General features: G+C 66.4%; 18 protein-coding genes. 6 read left to right on the forward strand and 12 right to left on the reverse strand.

All coding sequences use genetic code 11. The features are described from left to right. Positions 1–144 precede the first annotated feature (144 nt). The 4 genes from M3I54_RS31695 to M3I54_RS31710 are packed head-to-tail and all read right to left on the reverse strand — an operon-like array spanning position 145 to position 5,137. The gene (locus M3I54_RS31695; protein WP_069268663.1) at positions 145–1,008 is read right to left on the reverse strand and encodes an HlyD family secretion protein; all 864 of its coding nucleotides are present in this window, start codon (positions 1,006–1,008) and stop codon (positions 145–147) included. Positions 1,009–1,048: 40 nt separating this feature from the next. Beyond that, positions 1,049–1,249: a DUF1656 domain-containing protein gene (locus tag M3I54_RS31700; RefSeq protein WP_028208049.1), complete on the reverse strand. Its 201-nt coding sequence runs from the start codon at positions 1,247–1,249 to the stop codon at positions 1,049–1,051. After that, positions 1,239–3,497, reverse strand: a complete 2,259-nt coding sequence (locus tag M3I54_RS31705; protein WP_254343071.1) for an FUSC family protein — start codon at positions 3,495–3,497, stop codon at positions 1,239–1,241. The genes M3I54_RS31700 and M3I54_RS31705 overlap by 11 nt, the downstream gene beginning before the upstream one ends. A gap of 11 nt (positions 3,498–3,508) precedes the next feature. Next, the gene (locus M3I54_RS31710; protein ID WP_254343072.1) at positions 3,509–5,137 is read right to left on the reverse strand and encodes an efflux transporter outer membrane subunit; all 1,629 of its coding nucleotides are present in this window, start codon (positions 5,135–5,137) and stop codon (positions 3,509–3,511) included. A 156-nt stretch (positions 5,138–5,293) separates the two neighbouring features. Between M3I54_RS31710 and M3I54_RS31715 the strand changes: the two genes are divergently transcribed. Together M3I54_RS31715 and M3I54_RS31720 are read left to right on the forward strand one after the other, a co-directional pair. Beyond that, positions 5,294–6,232, forward strand: coding sequence for a LysR family transcriptional regulator (locus tag M3I54_RS31715; RefSeq protein WP_254343073.1), 939 nt, complete (start codon positions 5,294–5,296; stop codon positions 6,230–6,232). Between the two features lie 162 nt (positions 6,233–6,394). Next, complete coding sequence (locus M3I54_RS31720) at positions 6,395–6,538, forward strand: hypothetical protein (RefSeq protein ID WP_254343074.1); 144 nt, start codon at positions 6,395–6,397, stop codon at positions 6,536–6,538. Between the two features lie 22 nt (positions 6,539–6,560). Here M3I54_RS31720 and M3I54_RS31725 read toward each other — a convergent pair whose 3' ends face one another. The 4 genes from M3I54_RS31725 to wrbA form a co-directional block, all read right to left on the reverse strand. Beyond that, positions 6,561–7,367 (reverse strand): metallophosphoesterase, encoded by an 807-nt coding sequence (locus M3I54_RS31725; RefSeq protein ID WP_254343085.1) that lies wholly within the window; start codon positions 7,365–7,367, stop codon positions 6,561–6,563. A gap of 30 nt (positions 7,368–7,397) precedes the next feature. Beyond that, positions 7,398–8,834: an FAD-binding oxidoreductase gene (locus tag M3I54_RS31730; protein ID WP_254343075.1), complete on the reverse strand. Its 1,437-nt coding sequence runs from the start codon at positions 8,832–8,834 to the stop codon at positions 7,398–7,400. A 150-nt stretch (positions 8,835–8,984) separates the two neighbouring features. Beyond that, positions 8,985–9,329, reverse strand: coding sequence for a DUF2069 domain-containing protein (locus tag M3I54_RS31735; protein WP_254343086.1), 345 nt, complete (start codon positions 9,327–9,329; stop codon positions 8,985–8,987). Between the two features lie 68 nt (positions 9,330–9,397). Further along, a complete protein-coding gene (wrbA, locus tag M3I54_RS31740; RefSeq protein ID WP_254343076.1) occupies positions 9,398–10,015 on the reverse strand; it encodes an NAD(P)H:quinone oxidoreductase in 618 nt (205 codons plus the stop codon). Positions 10,016–10,206: 191 nt separating this feature from the next. Between wrbA and M3I54_RS31745 the strand changes: the two genes are divergently transcribed. Beyond that, entirely contained in the window at positions 10,207–11,508 is a 1,302-nt protein-coding gene (locus M3I54_RS31745; protein WP_254343077.1) for a YihY family inner membrane protein, read from the forward strand. A 46-nt stretch (positions 11,509–11,554) separates the two neighbouring features. On the opposite strand, the gene M3I54_RS31750 is transcribed toward M3I54_RS31745, so the two are convergent. From M3I54_RS31750 to M3I54_RS31760, 3 genes are all read right to left on the reverse strand, one after another. Then, positions 11,555–11,875: an Mpo1-like protein gene (locus M3I54_RS31750; RefSeq protein WP_254343078.1), complete on the reverse strand. Its 321-nt coding sequence runs from the start codon at positions 11,873–11,875 to the stop codon at positions 11,555–11,557. A gap of 95 nt (positions 11,876–11,970) precedes the next feature. After that, positions 11,971–12,810: an alpha/beta fold hydrolase gene (locus M3I54_RS31755; protein WP_254343079.1), complete on the reverse strand. Its 840-nt coding sequence runs from the start codon at positions 12,808–12,810 to the stop codon at positions 11,971–11,973. Continuing rightward, positions 12,807–14,165: an O-acetylhomoserine aminocarboxypropyltransferase gene (locus tag M3I54_RS31760; RefSeq protein ID WP_254343087.1), complete on the reverse strand. Its 1,359-nt coding sequence runs from the start codon at positions 14,163–14,165 to the stop codon at positions 12,807–12,809. Before M3I54_RS31760 ends, M3I54_RS31755 begins: the two co-directional genes overlap by 4 nt. 294 nt (positions 14,166–14,459) lie before the next feature. Here M3I54_RS31760 and M3I54_RS31765 point away from each other — a divergent pair, with 294 nt between their 5' ends. From M3I54_RS31765 to aroC, 3 genes are all read left to right on the forward strand, one after another. Further along, complete coding sequence (locus M3I54_RS31765) at positions 14,460–14,915, forward strand: CBS domain-containing protein (protein ID WP_028208058.1); 456 nt, start codon at positions 14,460–14,462, stop codon at positions 14,913–14,915. 104 nt (positions 14,916–15,019) lie between these two features. Next, on the forward strand, positions 15,020–17,014 hold the full coding sequence (locus M3I54_RS31770) for an MFS transporter (RefSeq protein ID WP_254343080.1): 1,995 nt from the start codon (positions 15,020–15,022) through the stop codon (positions 17,012–17,014). A gap of 138 nt (positions 17,015–17,152) precedes the next feature. After that, positions 17,153–18,253 carry a chorismate synthase gene (gene aroC / locus M3I54_RS31775; protein WP_254343081.1) on the forward strand — a complete coding sequence of 367 codons (1,101 nt, stop codon included), beginning with the start codon at positions 17,153–17,155 and terminating at the stop codon, positions 18,251–18,253. Between the two features lie 95 nt (positions 18,254–18,348). Here the strand turns inward: aroC and M3I54_RS31780 are convergent. Continuing rightward, positions 18,349–18,599: 4Fe-4S dicluster domain-containing protein (locus M3I54_RS31780; protein WP_254343082.1), on the reverse strand; the 251-nt coding region annotated here is incomplete at its 5' end.

An 18,599-nucleotide genomic window follows, 5' to 3' on the forward strand; every position in this document is an offset into this window, starting at 1 on the left:
AGCAATGTGCGGCAATCGCTAACACTCCGTCCACGCGCAGCAACAAAAAAGGGGAACGCCAAACTGGCGTTCCCCTTTTGCGTGCGTTTTTGCGTAGCCCGGCTGGCAGCGCGTGCGCGGCCGGCACGCTGCGTCACCGCTTCATCACGTGCCCGGTTTGACGACCACCGTGCAGGTCGTGCCGGCGGCGAGCACCATGTCGTCCGGCACCTTGTCGATGTGGATGCGCACCGGCACGCGCTGCGCGAGGCGCACCCAGTTGAAGGTCGGGTTCACGTCAGCGAGCAGTTCGCGGCTTTGCGGATTGTCGCGGTCGTAAATGCCGCGCGAGATGCTCTCGACGTGGCCCTGGAGCGTGCCGCCGCTCATCAGCTTGATGTCGGCCTTGTTGCCCACCTTCACGTGCGGCAGCTTGGTTTCCTCGAAGTAGCCGTAGACCCAGAACGAATGGCTGTCCACCACGGCAAGCTTGGCCTGGCCCGAGATCGCGTAGTCGCCCTGAAATACCTGCAGGTTCGTAATGTAGCCGTCCACCGGCGAGACCACGCGCGTGCGTTCGAGGTTGAGCTTGGCGGCGTCGAGCGCGGCGATTGCCTGCTGGTACTGAGCTTGCGCCGAATTGGCCGTGTGCGAGGCGTTTTCGCGGTTTTCCGCCGAGACGACCTCGCTGTCCATGTCGGCGCGTCGGCGCGCGTCGTCCTGGCGCATCGTCAGCTCGGCCTTGCGCGCGGCCACGGCGGCCTCGGCCTGCTCCACGGCGATCTGATAGTGCGACGGGTCGATCTGCATGAGCAGGTCGCCCTTGTGCACGAACTGGTTGTCCTTCACGGGCAGCTCGACCACGGCGCCCGAGACGTCGGGGGCGATGTTCACCACTTCGGCGCGCACGCGGCCGTCGCGGGTCCACGGCTCGTCCATGTAGTGAACCCACAGGACGCGCCCGACCAGAATGGCGACGACGAAGATGATGGCCGTCGCGATAAAGCCAATGAGGTTGCGGATTGTCATGATTCGGTTGATTCGTTCAGCGATGCATTCAGCGACGCATTTAGTGATAGACCGCGAGACCGAGCACGCAGCATACGACCACGAGCAGGCTCACGCGAAAGAGGGATGGGTGCCACACGACGCGGTAGAGACCGGTTCTGGCCAGTACGGAATCGAGCACCCAGGTGATCGCCGCGCCCAGAATGAAGAGCAGCACGATCGCCGGGATATAGGCGTCGAGAAACGCGACGTCACGAGGCATGGTTGGCTCCCCGATTGTCTTCATGATGTTGGCTGGCATTCGCGCCTTCGTTGCCCGCATACGCCGCGAGCGGCGATTGCGGGTCGATGAGCGCGGTGCGGATGAAATGCAGATGGCTCTGGATGCGCAGCAACTGGTGGCGCTCTTCGCGGGGCGGCGTGTCGCCACGCTCGGTTGCGCTCGTCGCATCGGTCTTCCACATGCCTTGCAGCACGGCCTGGCTTGCGTCGATGGCGCGTTCCGTCGCCGCGAGCGCGTCGCGGTAGCGCGCCTCGCTCGGTCGATCGAAGAGCGCGCTCACGGCCTTGAGCGTCGCGTCGATCGCCACCCGCCATACCGTTGCCGGCGCGTACTGCGGATGCGCGGGCAGCGTGGCCAGCTCGTGGCGCAGATCGAGCGCGGCGTTGCCCACTTCGAGCGTCGAGAAGAGCCAGCGCAGCGTGTCGCGGCGTTGCGCGTCGTCGTTGCCGGCGATTGCGGAGAGCTGGAACATCAGGTCGCGCGCGCCGCTCTCGAAGCGGTTGCGCAGTCCCTTCAGGCGCGCGCGGCAAGCGTGCACGGCGCCGCCGCGCAGGTCGGCGAGCAGACGCCGGCGCAGCCACGGCGTGGACGGCGGCAAGAGTACGGCGAACGCCAGCGCCGAGACCGCCATCGACGCGATGAGCGCGAGCGCGTCGTTCATATAGCTGCTCGGGTTGTACTGCACGACGTTGTCCGGCCCCGCGAGAAAGCACAGGAAGATGCAGTAGCCCACGCCGTAGCCTGCGTACTTCGGGCGCGTCGTGAGGAACACGCCGAACGCGAGCGCAGGTGCGAGCGCGACGCACAGCATCACGAAGCCGTCGATATGCGGAAACACGCCGAACGTGAGAATCATGCCGACGACCGATGCGAGCACGGTGCCGAGCGCCATCTGCGTCGCCATGCGCGAGGGCTGCGGCGCGGACGAGGCGAGCGCGCAGGTCGCGGCGGCATTGAGCACGAGGGTCGTGCCGCTCGGCCACGCGGTGGCGATCCAGAACGCGCCGAGCAGCGTCATCACGATCGCGGCGCGCAAGCCCGACACGCCCGCTGCGATCAGGTTCGTCTTCGGCACGTAGCGCGCGATCCATTTCTCCCGCGAGTGCGTATCGACGGCGAGCGAGGCGTAGGTGGCCGTGTACTCGGTCATCTCGTGCACGAAGCGGTAGAACAGTTCCGTGGCGGTGTCGAAGTCGAGCAGGCGCGCATCGCCTTGTGCTTCGAGCCCGGCACGCGTGGCGCGCACGCGCCTCGGCAGCGCCGAGCGGTAGGCGTCGAGTTGCTTTGAGACATGGGTCGCGTCGGCGGCCGTGAGCACCGGCTCGCCCGCTTTTGCGAACAGCGGCGCGATCTCGCGGAAGTACGGTTCGAGCGCATCGACGGTAGCCGAGGAGCCATCCGCACGCAGACGGTTCATCAACTGATGCAGCGCGTGAAAGCGCGTGGAGACCGTCATGAACTCGCTGTTCAGGCGCGCGAGGCGCCCCGAGCGCATACGCGCGTCGGGCGACTCGAACACGGCCATGCTGCGGCTCGCTTCGAGGCCCACGACGTCGGCGACGAAGCGCGCATTGCTCGCTTCGATGTGCGAACGATCGATACGTCCGGCAAGCGCAGCCGAAACGTAATCGACGAACGACGAGAAACGGCGCCGCACGTTCGAGCGCAGCATCTCGCCCGTAAACTGCGGAAACACCACGGCGCTGACGAAGCCCGAGCAAAGAATGCCGATCGAGATCTCACCCACGCGCGTCATCGCCGACATGAACGCGCCGTCGGGATGCTGCGAGGCCGGAATGCCGATGAGCGCCGCCGTATAGCCCGCAAGCACGAAGCCGTACGAACGGAAGTTGCGGTTGCGCGCGGCGCCCGCGGTGCACAGGCCAACCCACAGCGCCGTCGAGACGATGAAGAGTTCCGGCTGCTGCGCAAAGAGGCCGATCAGCGCGAGCATCGCGACGAGGCCCACGAGCGTGCCGCAAAGCCGGTAGAAGCTCTTTGCGAACACGGGACCGCTTTGCGGCTGCATCACGATGAACACGGTGGTCATGGCCGTGCGCGGCTGCGGCAGATCGAGCTTCATGGCGATGCCGAGCGCGAGCAGCGCAGCGGCGATCGCCTTGAAGAGATAGATCCAGACGAGGCCGTCGGTACGCGCCCAGTCGGCGAGCGCCGCGTAGAGGCTTTGGCCCCCCGGCTGCGAGGGTGAGGATGTGGACACTTGCATGGTCGGCTGCCTCAGTGCGCCGCGCTGGTTGCGCTGGCGTTGCCCGATGCGCTCGCATCGGCGGCGTCTGGTCCGGACGCAGCATGCGACCCGTGCGGCGCGAGTAGCGCCGCGGGCATGAGCGGCACGTCGCGCGTCTTCTTGCCGTGCGCGGGGAGTTGCTCGGCTTCGGTCGGGCCTTTCGCTGCGGTATCGCTCGATGCGTCGATCATGCCGCCGCCCAGCGCCGCGACGAGCGTGGCGTGTGCGGCGAGCCGCTCGGCCTGGATGTGCGCGACGCCTTCCTGGGCGCGCAGCAACTGCGTTTGCGCGATCAGCACGTTCACATAGTCGGTCAGACCACGGCGGAAGCCTTCCTGCGCGAGATCGTAGTTGCGCTGCGCGGCCGCGACCGAGCGATGCGCGTCGTCTTCCTGCGTCGCGAGCGAGCGCATGCGCACGACCTGATCGGCGATTTCCTTGAGCGCGGTGACGATCGTCTGGTTGTACTGATCGACCGCGATGTCGTACGCGGCGGACTGCGCGCCGAGCTGCGCGCGCAGGCGTCCGCCGTCGAAAATCGGCAGCGAGAACGCAGGGCCGGCCGCATAGCTGCCGCTCATCGACTTGAGGAACTGGAACAGCGGGCCGGCCGCCGCGTAGCCGCCCATCGAGACGAGCAGATTCACGTTCGGATAGAAGTCGGCCTTCGCGACGTCGATGCCGCGCGCCTGCGCGGCGACGAGCCAGCGCGCCGCGACCACGTCGGGGCGATAGCCGATCAACTGGGCGGGCAACGCCGAGGGCAGGCCCGCGGGTGCGGCGAGCGCGAGCGCTGGCCGCTGGATCGATTCACCGGCGCCGGGGCCCTTGCCTGCGAGCGCCGCAAGCTGGTTCTTGCCGAGGGCGATGGATTCTTCGAGCGCGTCGATCTGGCGTTCGTACTCGGGCAGCGGCGTTTGCGCCTGGCTTACTTCGAGCTGGGTGCCGATGCCGCCCGCCAGGCGCTTTTGCGCGAGCGCGAGAATGCGCTGCTGCTGGCCGAGCGTTTGCTTCGCAATGTCGAGCAGCGCGTAGTTCATCGACATCTCGATGTAGGTGCGCGTGACATTGACTTCGAGTTCGAGCTGCGCCGCGCGCGCATCGGCGGCGCTGGCGTGCGCCACGTCCAGTGCGCGCTCGGCGTTGTTCTTGTCCTGGCCCCAGAGGTCGAGGTGATACGAGAGGCCGAGCGTGGCCGTGTTGTTCCACGTGTTCGCGCCCGCGAGCGGTCCCGGCCCGTAGTAGACGTTGTCGGACCATTGCTGGCGCTGGATGGACATGCTGCCGTTGATTTGCGGCAGGAGCCCGGCCTGGGCCACGCCCACCATCGAGCGCGCTTCGCGCACACGCGCCTGGGCGGCGGCAAGCGAGGGGTTGCCGGCCACGGAGGCTTCGATCCAGGCGTTCAGTTGAGGGTCGTTATAGCCGCGCCACCAGTCGCTGGCGGGCCAGCCGGCGTCGGTGTTGGCCGCGCGGATCGCCGATCCGGCGTCGAGTTGCGCGGCTTCGGCCTGTTTTGCTTGCGGTGCGATGCCCCCGGTACTGGCGCAGCCCGCGATTATCAACGAGAACGTAAGAACCGTGAGTGCGACTAGTCCTTTCGGTACCGGAGACTGCACGATTTACTCCTTATCTTGACTATGAATCACTGTCCGTCATTATATTTTTTGCCCGATTGATGAATAACCGGTAAGGATGCAAGGCATTTTTACGGAACATGAGACAATCGATCTTGCGAAATATGAAACAATTCGTGTGTCAGATAGAGGATTGGTATGGATACGCTTCAAAACATGCGTGTATTCGTCCGGGTGGTGGAGGCGGGCAGCTTTACGGGCGCGGCGCAATACCTGAACACGACCACGGCTTACGCTTCGCGCGCGGTCTCCGATCTGGAGGCGCATCTGCGCACGCGCCTCTTGAACCGCACGACGCGCCGCATCGCGCTCACCGAGGCGGGCGAGCGCTATCTGCAGCGTTGCGAGCAGATACTCGCCTACGTCGATCAGGCCGAAGCGGAAGCCGGCGACGCGCATGCGCGCCCCTCGGGCAAGCTCAAGGTCCACGCCATGACGAGCTTCGGCCAGCACTATGTGGTGCCGGCGGTGGGGCAGTATCAGCAGCTCTATCCGGACGTGCACGTGGAACTCACGCTCGCGCAGCGCATGCCGGACCTGCTTGACGAGGGTTATGACGTGGCCCTCGTGGTCGCGACCGATCTGCCGGATTCCGGTTTCGTGTCGCAGCGGCTGACGAGCGCGTTCAGCATCGCGGTTGCCTCGCCGGCGTATCTGGAAAAGCGCGGCGTGCCGCAAAAGCCCGCCGATCTCGCGACCCACACCTGCCTGCAGATGGTGACGCCTGTGTTCCCGACCGCGCAGTGGCAGTTCACCGGCCCCGAAGGCGAGACCGCGGTCGATCTCGGCACGGCGACCTTCCAGGTGAACGTGGCGGAGGCGATGGCGGTGGCCGTGCGCGAGGGCATGGGCGTGGGCCTGCTGCCGATCTATTCGGCGATCAGCGGTCTGCGCAGCGGCGAGCTGCAATGGATCCTGCCGGAGTACAAGTCGCAGGAGATGAACGTCTTTGCGGTGTACCCGTCGCGACAGTATCTCGACGCGAAGATCCGCACATGGGTCGAGCTGCTGCGCGAGAGCATGCCGTCGACGCTCGCACGGGATCAGAACGAACTGCGACAGTTCGCGCGCACCTGAGCCTGTTGCGCTTGCGCGCGAACAAAAGGCGCACGCCGGCTGTGACAGCCTGTTACAGCTTGCGCAGATGGCAACACTTCCTTACGCCCGGCGGCGCGGCGGCTTGGTAAGGTAGCGGGACTGTTTCACGCAACCCTCTTTCTGCCAACACCGGGAACTCGAATGGATACGCATCTGATGATCGGCATCGCCGTGATGATGGGCCTGATCGGCATCGCGGCATCGCGCGATCTGCTGCGCATGCGCCGCGCGCAGCTCCAGCCCGTGACGCTGAGCGCGCGCCGCGACGACGCACGCCTGCACTAAAGCTGCGGGCGCGTTTGCCCCGCTAGATGTCCACCACCTTGTCCCACGCAAAGGCCGGATTCTCCGGCTGCCCCGTGCGGCGGTCGCGATAGCCGCGCGGATTGCACACCACGCGCGTGCCGTTGACCGTGTAGTCGAAGCACGTATGCGTGTGGCCATGTATCCATAACGCGACAGGCGCGCGCACCAGCGCGTCGAGATCGCTCACGAATCCCGCCGACACCAGATCTTCCGCGTAACGCGGCGCGAGACTCTGCTTGTGTGGCGCGTGGTGCGTGACGACGATCGTCTCGCCCGCGAAGGGCTTCGCCAGTTCCGCTTCGAGCCATTCGCGCGAACGCGCATGGAGCGCGAGCGAGTCGGCCGGCGTGAAGTCGCGAGCGAGCGCTTGCGGGCTATCCGGCCAGGACACCTGGATCAATCCGCGAAAGTCGAGCATCACGCGCATCGCAGCCGCAATGGCGGCCTCACGCGCGGCATCGTCGGCGCCAAAGAGTGCGAAGTCCGCCCACAGCGTCGTGCCGAGCACGCGAAAGCGGCCCGCCGGATCGAGATACATGCCGTCGTTGAGGAAATGCACGTTGTCGAGCGTGGAGGCCGCGTCGCGCATCGCCGTTTCCAGCGCGCCGAGGTCGCCGTCGTAGTACTCGTGATTGCCGGGCACGTACACCACCGGCACCTGCGGATCGAACGTTTCGGCTGCCCAGCGCAGTCCGAGCCCGTGATTGTGGATGTCGCCCGCGAGCACGACGAGATCGGCCTGCGCATGCGGGATCGTGTCGGGCTCGTCGTTTTCCAGATGCAGGTCGGACAGCACGCGGATCTTCAACACAATGTCGGCTCCTTGCGTCCTGCGCTTTTAGCGCAGCACTTTCCCCGGATTCAGCAGGTTCAGCGGATCGAGCGCGGTCTTGATCGCGCGCATCAACGCGAGTTCGACCTCGCTCTTGTAGTGCATGTTCTCGTCGATCTTCAACTGCCCGAGGCCGTGTTCCGCACTGATCGTGCCGCGATGGCGATCCACGCTGTCGTAGACGATGCGGTTCAGCGTCTTCTCGTTTTCGGCGAGGAAGCGCTTCGGGTCGCCGCCTTCGGGCGCCTGCACGTTGTAGTGCAAATTGCCGTCGCCGAGATGGCCGAAGGTGACCATGCGCGCGCCGGGCACCGCGCGGGCGATTTCGGCGTCGGTTTCCTCGATGAAATGGCCAATGCGCGAGATCGGCACGCCGATATCGTGCTTGATGTTCAACCCTTCCTGCGCCTGCGCGAGCGGAATGTGCTCGCGGATATTCCAGAACGCCTGCGACTGCGCGAGGCTTTCCGCGACCACGGCGTCTTCCACTAGACCTTGTTCGAGCGCTTCTTCCATGAGCCGCTCGAAGAGCGCGCGCGCGTGTTCTTCGCTTTCGTTGTCCGACAGTTCGAGCAGCACCACTTGCGCGTGATGCTCCGCGAACGGATAGCGCAGTTGCGGGAAGTGACGGCCGACGAGCGACATGCAGAAGTCCGACATCAGCTCGAAGCCCGTGAGCAGCGGCCCGGCGTGGCGCTGCGCGAGCGCGAGGAAGTCGAGCGCGGCATGTGCCGAGCCGAGCGCGGCGAGCGCGGTGACGCGTGCGGCCGGCAGCGGATGCAGCTTCATGACCGCAGCGGTGATGATGCCGAGCGTGCCTTCCGCGCCAATGAAGAGATCGCGCAGATCGTAGCCGGTGTTGTCCTTGCGCAGGCCGCGCAGACCGTCCCAGATTTCGCCTTGCGGCGTGACGACTTCGAGGCCGAGACACAACTCGCGCGTGTTGCCATAGCGCAGCACGCCGGTGCCGCCCGCATTGGTCGAGAGGTTGCCGCCGATCGTGCAGCTGCCTTCGGCCGCGAGCGAAAGCGGGAAGAGGCGGCCCGCATCCCTTGCGCGCGCCTGGACTTCGGCGAGGATCACACCGGCTTCGACGGTGATCGTGTTGTTGTGCGCGTCGATTTCGCGCACGCGGTTCAGCCGGCGCAGGCTCAGCACGGCCTGGTTGCCGCTCGCGTCCGGCGTCGCGCCGCCCGCGAGGCCCGTGTTGCCGCCTTGCGGCACGAGCGCGACGCGATGCTCGTGCGCGAGCTTCACGACAGCGGCGACTTCCTGCGTCTTGGCCGGGCAGAGCACGGCGATGGCCGCGCCCTGGTAGCGGCGGCGCCAGTCGGCCAGGTAGGGCGCGGTGTCGTGCGCGTCGGTCAGCACGTATTGCGCGCCGATGGCGGCGGCGCAGGCGTCGAGAAAGGCTTGGCAGGCAGTCGGGGTGGAGTCGGTCATGGTGTCTCGGAGTTTCGCGCCTGGGCTGGCTCGCGGCGCGATTGTCGTGAAATCGCGAGGCTGAAGCGGCTAGTGTGACACGGCGATAGCCTTCACGCAGCGCTCGTGGACAGGGCGGATGCGGCGTGGATGCGCGGTAGAGGGAGCCGCTTAGGCCGACTCGCGCTTCGCAGGCTTTGCGGCACGTTTCGCAGCGCGTTTGTACGGCGCGACATAGGCAAGCGCACACGCGAAGAAGCCAAGAGCCAGCGCGACTTCAACCCAGCCAAGCCGGTTGCCGGGCGCGCGATCGGTCATGCCGCGCACGATGCCTTCCGCCAAGTAGAGCAGCACGAGCATCGCCGCCCACTGCAGCGTGTAAAGCCTGCGTCGCAGCACGCCAGGCAGGGCGATGGCGAGCGGCACGGCCTTGAGCACGAGCGCGCTGCCGCCGGGGCGCAGCGGCGCGAGCCGCCATTCCCACGCAATGCACAGCAGCGTGAGCGCGGCGAGCATCGCAAAGGCGCCGAGCGCGGCGCCGCGACGCTGGGCGATGGGCTCAGTGACGCTGTCCACGCGGGTGTTCACAGCCGCTGGCCTTGCTCAGTCACAGTCAGCGCGAGCGCCGCGCGCGCAAGCCGCACGCCCAGCGCACTCGCGAGTGTCTTTTCGTCGGCGCTCAAACCGTGGCCGCGCGCGTCCTGGCGCGCGTGATGCGAGGCGCCGTAGGGCGTGCCGCCGCCCTGCGTGGTCGTGAGCGCGCTTTCCGTGTAGGGGATGCCCACGAGCAGCATGCCGTGATGGAGCAGCGGCAGCATCATCGAGAGCAGCGTGCTTTCCTGGCCGCCGTGCAGGCTGCCCGTCGACGTGAACACGCAAGCGGGCTTGCCCGCGAGCGCACCCGAAAGCCACTGCGGCGTGGTGCCGTCGAGAAAGTACTTGAGCGGCGCAGCCATGTTGCCGAAGCGCGTGGGCGAGCCGAGCGCGAGACCCGCGCATTCTTCGAGGTCGCGCAGTTCGACGTAGGGTGGGCCGTCGGAGGGGATGTCGGGCGCGGTGGCCTCGCAGACCGTCGAGACGGGCGGCACCGTGCGCACGCGTGCTTCGGCGCCGGGAACACTGTCGATACCCTGGGCGATGGCGCGCGCGAGTTCGCGCGTTGCGCCATTTCGACTGTAATAGAGCACAAGAATCGGTTTCATCGGGCCTCGTCGGTGGACGGGATATTATAGGGGTTGGGTTTGCCGCCGCAGCGGCGCATGGCGAGCGAGGCGCATGTCACGTGCAAATCATGGGCAAATAGGTACACTGCGTGCGCGCGAAATCGGTGGGACGAAGCCGCGGCAAAAAGCGTAGCAATCAAAGTGTTCACGGTGGCGAGGAAGGCGGGCCAATGGATGTGCTGTCGAGGGTGAAGATCGATCTGGACATCGTGAAGCGGCTCGCACGTTTCGCGGTGCGGCGCAGCCGCGAAGATCGCATTCCGCAGGTCGCGGGCAGCCTCACGTTCACCACGTTGCTCTCGCTCGTGCCGCTCGCCACGGTCGCGTTTGCGCTCTTCACCGCGTTCCCGATCTTCGCTTCGTTCCAGAACTCGCTGCAGGCCTTTCTCGCCGACCACCTCATGCCGGCGCAGATCAACAGCCAGATCTTCAAGTACCTGAATCAGTTCGCCTCGAAGGCCAAGGGCCTCACGACGATGGGCATGATCGTGCTCTTCGTCACGTCGGTCATGACCATGATGACCGTGGAGTCGGCCTTCAACCTGATCTGGCGCGTGCGCAAGGCGCGGCCCTTCGCGCAGCGCGTGCTCGTCTATTGGGCCATTCTCACGCTCGGGCCGATCCTGATCGGCGTGAGCCTGTCGATCTCCTCGTACGTGTTCACGCGCTCGGCCGTGATTGCGACCGAGCAGCACGTTTCGGGCATCCTCGACTGGATGCTGATCGGCGCTTCGCTGCCGCTTACGGCGCTCGCGTTCACGATGCTCTATGTGTATCTGCCGAACTGCCGCGTGCAGTGGCGCGATGCATTGGTGGGCGGCATCGCCGCGGCGATCGCATTCGAGGCGGCCAAGCGCGGCTTTGGCTACTACGTGCGGCGCATTCCGACTTATACCGCTGTTTATGGCGCCTTCGCGGCCGCGCCGATGTTCCTGCTATGGATGTACCTGAGCTGGTTCATCACGCTCGTGGGCGCGATGATCACCTCGGCGCTGCCCGAAATCCGCACCGGGCGCTTCGACCGGCCGCGCTTTCCGGGCAGCGATCTGCTCGACGCGCTCGAACTGCTCGCGGGTCTCGCCGATGCGCGAGAAGCGGGCGAGCCGGGCCGCACGACCGAGCAACTCGCTCAGTTGCTGCGGCGTGACCTGGCCACGGTAACGCGCCTGATCGACGGCCTCGAAGAGGATGAACTCGTGGGGCGTCTCGAGCAAGAGGAACGCGCGAAAACGCTGTTCCTGCTGATCGGCAATCCCGCGCGCATTTCGGTGACGCGCATCTTCAACCGCTTCGCGATCGATCGCGAGGAACTGGCGTATCAGCTCAAGTCGAGCAGTATCGACGCGCACATGCTGCTGGGTGCGCTCGACAACGACAAGCTCGCGATTTCGCTCGCCTCGCTGCTCGCGACGCGGCGTTTCCCGGCGCTCACGGAGGAGCATCCGCCGGGGCTCCCGCATCCGGCGACGTAACGATGCGGCGCGCCCATGAGAGGCGCGCCGTCGCATCAGAGTCGAATCAAAGAGAAATCTTGCCGCGGCAGATATCCGCGAACATGACCCAGTCGCCCATCAAGCTGTAGATGGGGTGACGGAAAGTGGCGGGGCGGTTCTTCTCGAACTTGAAATGTCCGACCCACGCGAAGCCGTAACCGCACACGATGGCAAGCGGCAGCCAGAGCCAGTTGCCGGTGGCGATCGCCATGCAGACGAAGCCGATCACGCCAAGCGACCCGATGAAATGCAGCCGCCGCGACACGGGATGGCTATGCTCGCTCAGGTAGAACGGATAGAACTGCGCGAAGCTCGAAAAATGCTCGGTATGCGTGGTGGGTTGCATCGTCTCCTCCTTTCTGCGCGGGCACGCAGGGGATGGTTGGTTGAGCCATTTTCCGGCGTTCCGAACGACCGTGCAACCAGGGCTGATCACAGCCGTCAGCCGTTGCCCACGCGCGGCGCTTGCTGCGTTGCAAAAGCATAGAGCGCGTCCAGCGTCGCATCGGGTTGCTCGGTCATCAGCGCGTGGCCCGCGTCCAGCGTGACCGTGTCCACGGGCGTGCCCGCTTGCGCAAGCGCCTCAGCGAGGGCGCGCGCTGCGCGCGGGGGCGTCATCGCGTCGCGTTTGCCGACGATCAAGCGCACCGGGCAGCGGACGTTCGCAGCGCTGGTGAGGCCGTCCGCATAGGCATTGCAGGCCGCGAAATCGATATGGAAAAGCTGCGGCTCGCCGCGCGCCGAGGCACGCTCCATGAGCCGCTGGTTCATGCCGCGCAGCCAGAAGCCGGGCCCGGGGCTCGACGGCTTGGCGGCGAGCGTCGAATGCGACCACGCGTTGACGAGCGCGATCGCCTCCGGCTCGCGTTCGCGCGCGGCTTCGAGCAGGGATGGCGCGACTGTCATTGGGAACGCGGTGGCGAGCAGGGCGATGCGCTGCGCGCGCTCGGGATGGCGCGCGGCGAATTCGAGCGCGATGAGCGAGCCCATGCTGTGGCCGGCGACAAAAGCTTGCGGGGCGTTCAGCGCGTCGAGCAGCGCGGCGAGCCAGTCGGCGAGCGCGCCGATGCTCGTCAGCGCCGGGCCCGCGCTGCGCAGGTGGCCGGGCAGATCGACGGCCAACGCGTTGAAGCCGTGGTTCGCGAAATAGCGCGACTGCAGCGCCCAGACGCTGTGGTCGTGCTGCGCGCCGTGGACGAACACCGCGAACGGCAGCGCGCGGTCGATAGGGCGCGACGCCGTGTAGGCATAGACCGGCTTACCGGCGACATCGACGATCATGACGCCTCCTTGCCGGTGGGCCTGGCAATCGACGCTTCCGTTTTCTGCGACGCCTTCAGCGCGCGCTTGAGGTCATCGACCAGATCGGCGGGGTCTTCGAGCCCGATCGAGAGCCGGATCGTGCCCTCCGCAATGCCGGCGGCCGCAAGCGCGGCGGCGTCCATGCGGAAATGCGTGGTCGAGGCGGGGTGGATCACGAGCGAGCGCGCGTCGCCGACGTTGGCCAGATGCGAGAACAGCGTGAGCGATTCGATGAAGCGCTTGCCCGCCGCGCGGCCGCCGCGCAGGTTGAAGCTGAACACGGCGCCCGCGCCGCGCGGCAGTAGACGCCTGGCAAGCGCGTAATCGGGATGGCTCGGCAGCTCCGGCCACGCGACCGATTCGACCGCCTCGTGCGCGGCGAGAAATTCGACGATACGCCGCGCGTTCGCCACATGCCGCTCCATGCGCAGCGGCAGCGTTTCTATGCCTTGCAGCAATTGCCACGCGGCCTGCGGATGCAGGCACGCGCCGAAGTCGCGCAGGCCCTCGCGGCGCGCCCGCAGCAGGAAGGGCGCGACCGTGCTTTCCTCGCTGAACACCATGTCGTGAAAACCTGCATAGGGCTCGGTGAGTTCGGGAAAGCGGCCCGACACTTCGAAGTCGAAGGTGCCGCCATCCACCAGCACGCCGCCGATCGTCGTGCCATGGCCGCCGAGGAACTTGGTGGCCGAGTGATAGACGAGATCCGCGCCGTGCTCGAAGGGGCGCAGCAGGTAAGGCGTGGTGAACGTGGAATCGACGAGGAGCGGCACGCCATGTGTGTGCGCGATTTGCGCGACGGCTTCAATGTCGAGCACGTCGAGGCCCGGATTGCCGAGCGTTTCGCCGAACAGCAGGCGCGTGTTGGGCCGCAGCGCCGCGCGCCAGGCGTCGAGGTCGCCGGGCTTCACGAAGGTCGTCTCGATGCCGAAGCGCTTGAGCGTGTAGTGCAGCAGGTTGTGTGAGCCGCCGTAAAGCGCCGCTGAGGCGGCGATGTGCGAGCCCGCGCCCATCAGCGTCGCGATCGCGAGATGCAGCGCCGCCTGGCCGCTCGCGGTGCCGATCGCGCCCGCGCCGCCTTCGAGCGCAGCGACGCGCTCTTCGAACACGGCGACGGTCGGGTTCGAGATGCGCGAGTACACGTGGCCCGCGCGCTCCATGTTGAAGAGCGCGGCGGCGTGGTCGGTGTCGCGGAACGAGAACGAGGTGGTGAGGTAGATCGGCGTCGCGCGGGCGCCGGTGGCAGGGTCGGGCGCCGCGCCCGCATGCAGCGCGAGCGTGTCGAAGCGGGTATCGGGATTTGATGCGGGATTTGATGCGGGATTCGATGGCATCGTGGCGGCGCGGCCGGCGCGAACCGGCCTGGTGTCGAGGGTGAAGGGCATCGTATCACCGGCGGCGGGGCGCGGGGACGCCCGGCCGGGCGTTTTTCGGGCCTGATGGAGCGTGTCCTGCGCGGCCGGATTCGTGTGGAAAACCCCTCGCCACGGCTTTCGGCAGACGTTTCGGGCCGCCGTGGACCGGCCGCCGGGCGGCTTTCCTTTTAACAATCTTTCCGCTAGGATCGAATCAGGTAGGCATCTTTTCAGCATTTCCCCCATTACTAGCGGCATTTCTGGAGACACATCATGCGTGTCAGCGACATCCTCAAGGTGAAGGGCAACACGCTCTACACCGTCACGCCCGACACTGCGCTGCACGAGGCAGTCAACACCATGGCCGAGCACGATATCGGCTCGCTCGTCGTCATGGAGTACGGCGATCTGGTCGGCATGCTCACTTTCCGCGAGATCATCCTCACGCTGCGGGCAAACGGCGGCAGCATCGGCACCACGACGATCCGCAAGGTCATGGACGATCATCCCATCACCTGCACGCCGGAAACCGAGGTCGACGAGGTGCGCCGCATGATGCTCGAGCACCATGTGCGCTACCTGCCGGTCATGGAAAGCCGCTCGCTCATGGGCGTGATCTCGTTTTACGACGTGGCGAAGGCCGTGGTGGAAGCGCAGGGCTTCGAGAACAAGCTGCTCAAGGCCTATATTCGCGACTGGCCCGAAGAGGAGCGTCAGCCGGCGCGCTGAGCGCAGCCCGTCTAACGCCTGGTAGATCGGCATGAAAAAGCGCGCGTCAGGCGCGCTTTTTCGCGTCTGGGCCCCATGAACTCTGTCAGTGCGATTCCTACTCGATGAACGATAGACCGATGCCCGCGGCGCAGCGTGACGAGCGCAAAGCGCACCATGAGGGTGACCACGCTTCGCATGCGTCGCAGTTCGCGCTGCTGCGCCAGCGTCGTTTCGCCCCGTTTTTCTGGACGCAGTTCCTCGGGGCGATGAACGACAACGTCTTCAAGATCGGCTTCACCTCGCTCGTCACGTATCAGGCCGCACGCTTTTCGGGCGTCGATCCGAAGACGGTCGCGTTCCTCATCTCGGCCATTTTCATCTTGCCGTTCGTGCTGTTTTCCGCGACCTCGGGCCAGGTCGCCGACAAGTACGACAAGGCGATGCTCACACGCTGGGTCAAGACCTTCGAGATCGCGGTCATGCTGATCGGCGCGGCCGGCTTCTGGATGCATAGCGCGCCGCTGCTGTATGCGTGCACCTTCCTGATGGGCGTGCATTCCACCGTATTCGGGCCGGTCAAGTACGCGTACCTCCCGCAGCGCCTGGCGCCCGATGAACTGGTTGGCGGCAACGGGCTCGTCGAGATGGGCACATTCGTCGCGATTCTGCTCGGCACGATCCTCGGGGGCGTGGCGGCGGGTATCGGGGCGATGGACGCCGCCGCGGCGCATGCGGATGTTGGGCCGCCACTTGGTGCATGGTGGCTCGGCGGCATGTGCATCGTGATCGCGCTCGTGGGGCGCGTGGCTTCGGCTTTTGTGCCGCCGTGCGAGCCGTCGCAGCCGGATCTGCGCATCAACTGGAATCCGGTTTCCGAGACCTGGCGCAATCTGCGCCTCGCGCACGGCAACCGCACCGTGTTTCTGAGCTTGCTCGGCATCTCGTGGCTCTGGTTCGTCGGCGCGACGTTTCTCGCCTCGTTCTTCAATTTCGCGAAAGACGTGATGTCGGCCGACCCCGACGTCGTGACTGTGCTGCTCGCCATGTTTTCGCTCGGCATCGGCTTGGGGTCGCTGCTCTGCGAGCGGCTCTCGCGGCGGCGCATCGAGGTGGGCCTCGTGCCGCTCGGCTCGATCGGCATGAGCGTGTTCGGCATCGATCTGTTCTTTGCGAGCCATGCGTTGCCTGCCGCGCCCCATTTGCTTTCGGTGGGCGAATTCCTGCGCACCGCCGCGCACTGGCGCGTGCTCGCCGACCTGTTCCTGCTCGCCATGTTCGGCGGCTTCTACAGCGTGCCGCTCTACGCGTTGATCCAGAGCCGCAGCGCGCCCAGCCACCGCGCGCGCATCATCGCCGCGAACAACATCCTCAATTCGCTCTTCATGATCGTCTCGGCGCTCATGGCGATGGCGCTCACGTCCGCGGGCGTCGGCATTCCCGGCATCTTTCTCACCACGGCGCTGCTCAATATCGTCGTGGCCGCCTATATCTACACGCTCGTGCCCGAGTTCCTGCTGCGTTTCGTCGCATGGGTGCTCGTGCATACGGTCTACCGCGTGCGGCTCGTCCACACCGAACGCATTCCCGCCGAGGGCGCGGCAGTGCTCGTCTGCAATCACGTGAGCTATGTCGATGCAATCGTCATCATGGCGGAGAGCCCGCGGCCGATCCGCTTCGTGATGGATCAGCAGATCTTCCGCTCGCCGTTCTTCGGCTGGGTGTTCCGCCACGCGAAGGCGATTCCGATTGCGCCCGCGCACGAGGACCCGGATGCGCTCGTCGCTGCCTATGATGCGTGCGCCGCCGCACTGGCCGAGGGCGACCTCGTCTGCATTTTTCCCGAGGGCAAGCTCACGCGCACCGGGGAGATCAACCCGTTTCGCCACGGCGTGAGCGAAATCCTCAGGCGCTCGCCCGTGCCGGTCGTGCCGATGGCGTTGCGCGGGCTTTGGGGCAGTGCGTTCTCGCGCTATGCGGGGTCCGGTCAGGAACGGCCACTGCGACGCGGTCTGACCAGCCGTTTGACGCTCGCGGTGGGCGAGCCGATCGCAGCGGCGGACGCCACGCTAGAGCGCCTGCAGGAGACAGTGGAGGAACTGCGCGGCGCGCGGCGCTGACTCGGGGCCATGCGGCGCGGGGCCGGGCGCGCGACCCAAACCGGCGTTGCGCCGCCTTTCGCCCGACCGCCCGGTCGGGCGACGCCGCGCACGGGCTGGCATAATGCTGGATTCCCCGATTCACTTTGGACGACCGCCATGTCCGGCAACACGCTCGGTACGCTTTTCACCGTCACCACCTTCGGCGAATCCCACGGTCCGGCCATTGGCTGCGTCATCGACGGCTGCCCGCCCGGCATGGCGCTCACCGAAGCCGACATCCAGATCGACCTGGACCGCCGTCGCCCCGGCACGTCGCGTCACGTGACGCAGCGGCAGGAAGAGGACAAGGTCGAGATTCTCTCGGGCGTGTTCGAAGGGCGCACCACGGGCACGCCCATCGCGCTCCTGATCCGCAATACCGACCAGCGCAGCAAGGACTACGGCAACATCGTCGAGACCTTCCGCCCCGGACACGCCGACTACACCTATTGGCAGAAGTACGGCATTCGCGACTATCGCGGCGGCGGCCGCTCGTCGGCGCGCCTCACGGCGCCCACGGTCGCGGCGGGCGCCGTTGCGAAGAAGTGGCTGCGCGAGCGCTTCGGCGTGGAAGTGCGCGGCTACATGCGCGCGCTCGGCGAGATCGACGTGCCGTTCGTGAGCTGGGAGCACGTGCACGAGAACCCGTTCTTCGTGCCCAACGCCGACGTCGTGCCGCAGCTCGAGGACTACATGGACGCGTTGCGCAAGGACGGCGACTCGATCGGCGCGCGCGTGAACGTGGTGGCGAGCGGGGTGCCGGTCGGTTGGGGCGAGCCGCTGTTCGACCGGCTCGATGCCGACATCGCGCATGCCATGATGGGCATCAACGCGGTGAAGGGCGTGGAGATCGGCGCGGGCTTCGCGAGCGTTGCACAGCGCGGCTCGGTACACGGCGACGAACTCACGCCCAATGGATTCCACGGTAACCACGCTGGCGGCGTGCTCGGCGGCATTTCGACGGGGCAGGACATCACCGTCTCGATCGCCATCAAGCCGACCTCGAGCATCCGCACGCCGCGACGTTCGATCGACAAGGCGGGCGAGCCCGCGACGGTCGAGACCTTCGGCCGCCACGACCCGTGCGTGGGCATTCGCGCGACGCCGATCGCCGAGGCCATGCTCGCGCTCGTGCTGATCGATCACGCGCTGCGCCACCGCGCGCAGAATGCCGACGTCGTCGTGACGACGCCCAGGATCGCAGCCAGCGACGAGTGAAGTCGATCGGCGCGGCGTGAGCCGCACTCGTTGCGCGGGCAACAAAAAAGCCGCTTCAGGCTTGCACCTGAAGCGGCTGTTTTCGTTTACCGGACTCACATGTTCGGATAGTTCGGGCCGCCGCCACCTTCCGGCGTGACCCACACGATGTTCTGCGTCGGGTCCTTGATGTCGCAGGTCTTGCAGTGCACGCAGTTCTGCGCGTTGATCTGCAAGCGGTCGCTGCCGTCGTCGTTCTTCATGAACTCGTACACCGCGGCCGGGCAGAAGCGCGCTTCGGGGCCCGCGTAGGTGCGCAGGTTCACGTTCACGGGTACGCTCGCGTCCTTGAGCGTGAGGTGCGCCG

This window comes from Paraburkholderia sp. CNPSo 3274 (genome assembly GCF_024206475.1).
GTDB lineage: Bacteria > Pseudomonadota > Gammaproteobacteria > Burkholderiales > Burkholderiaceae > Paraburkholderia.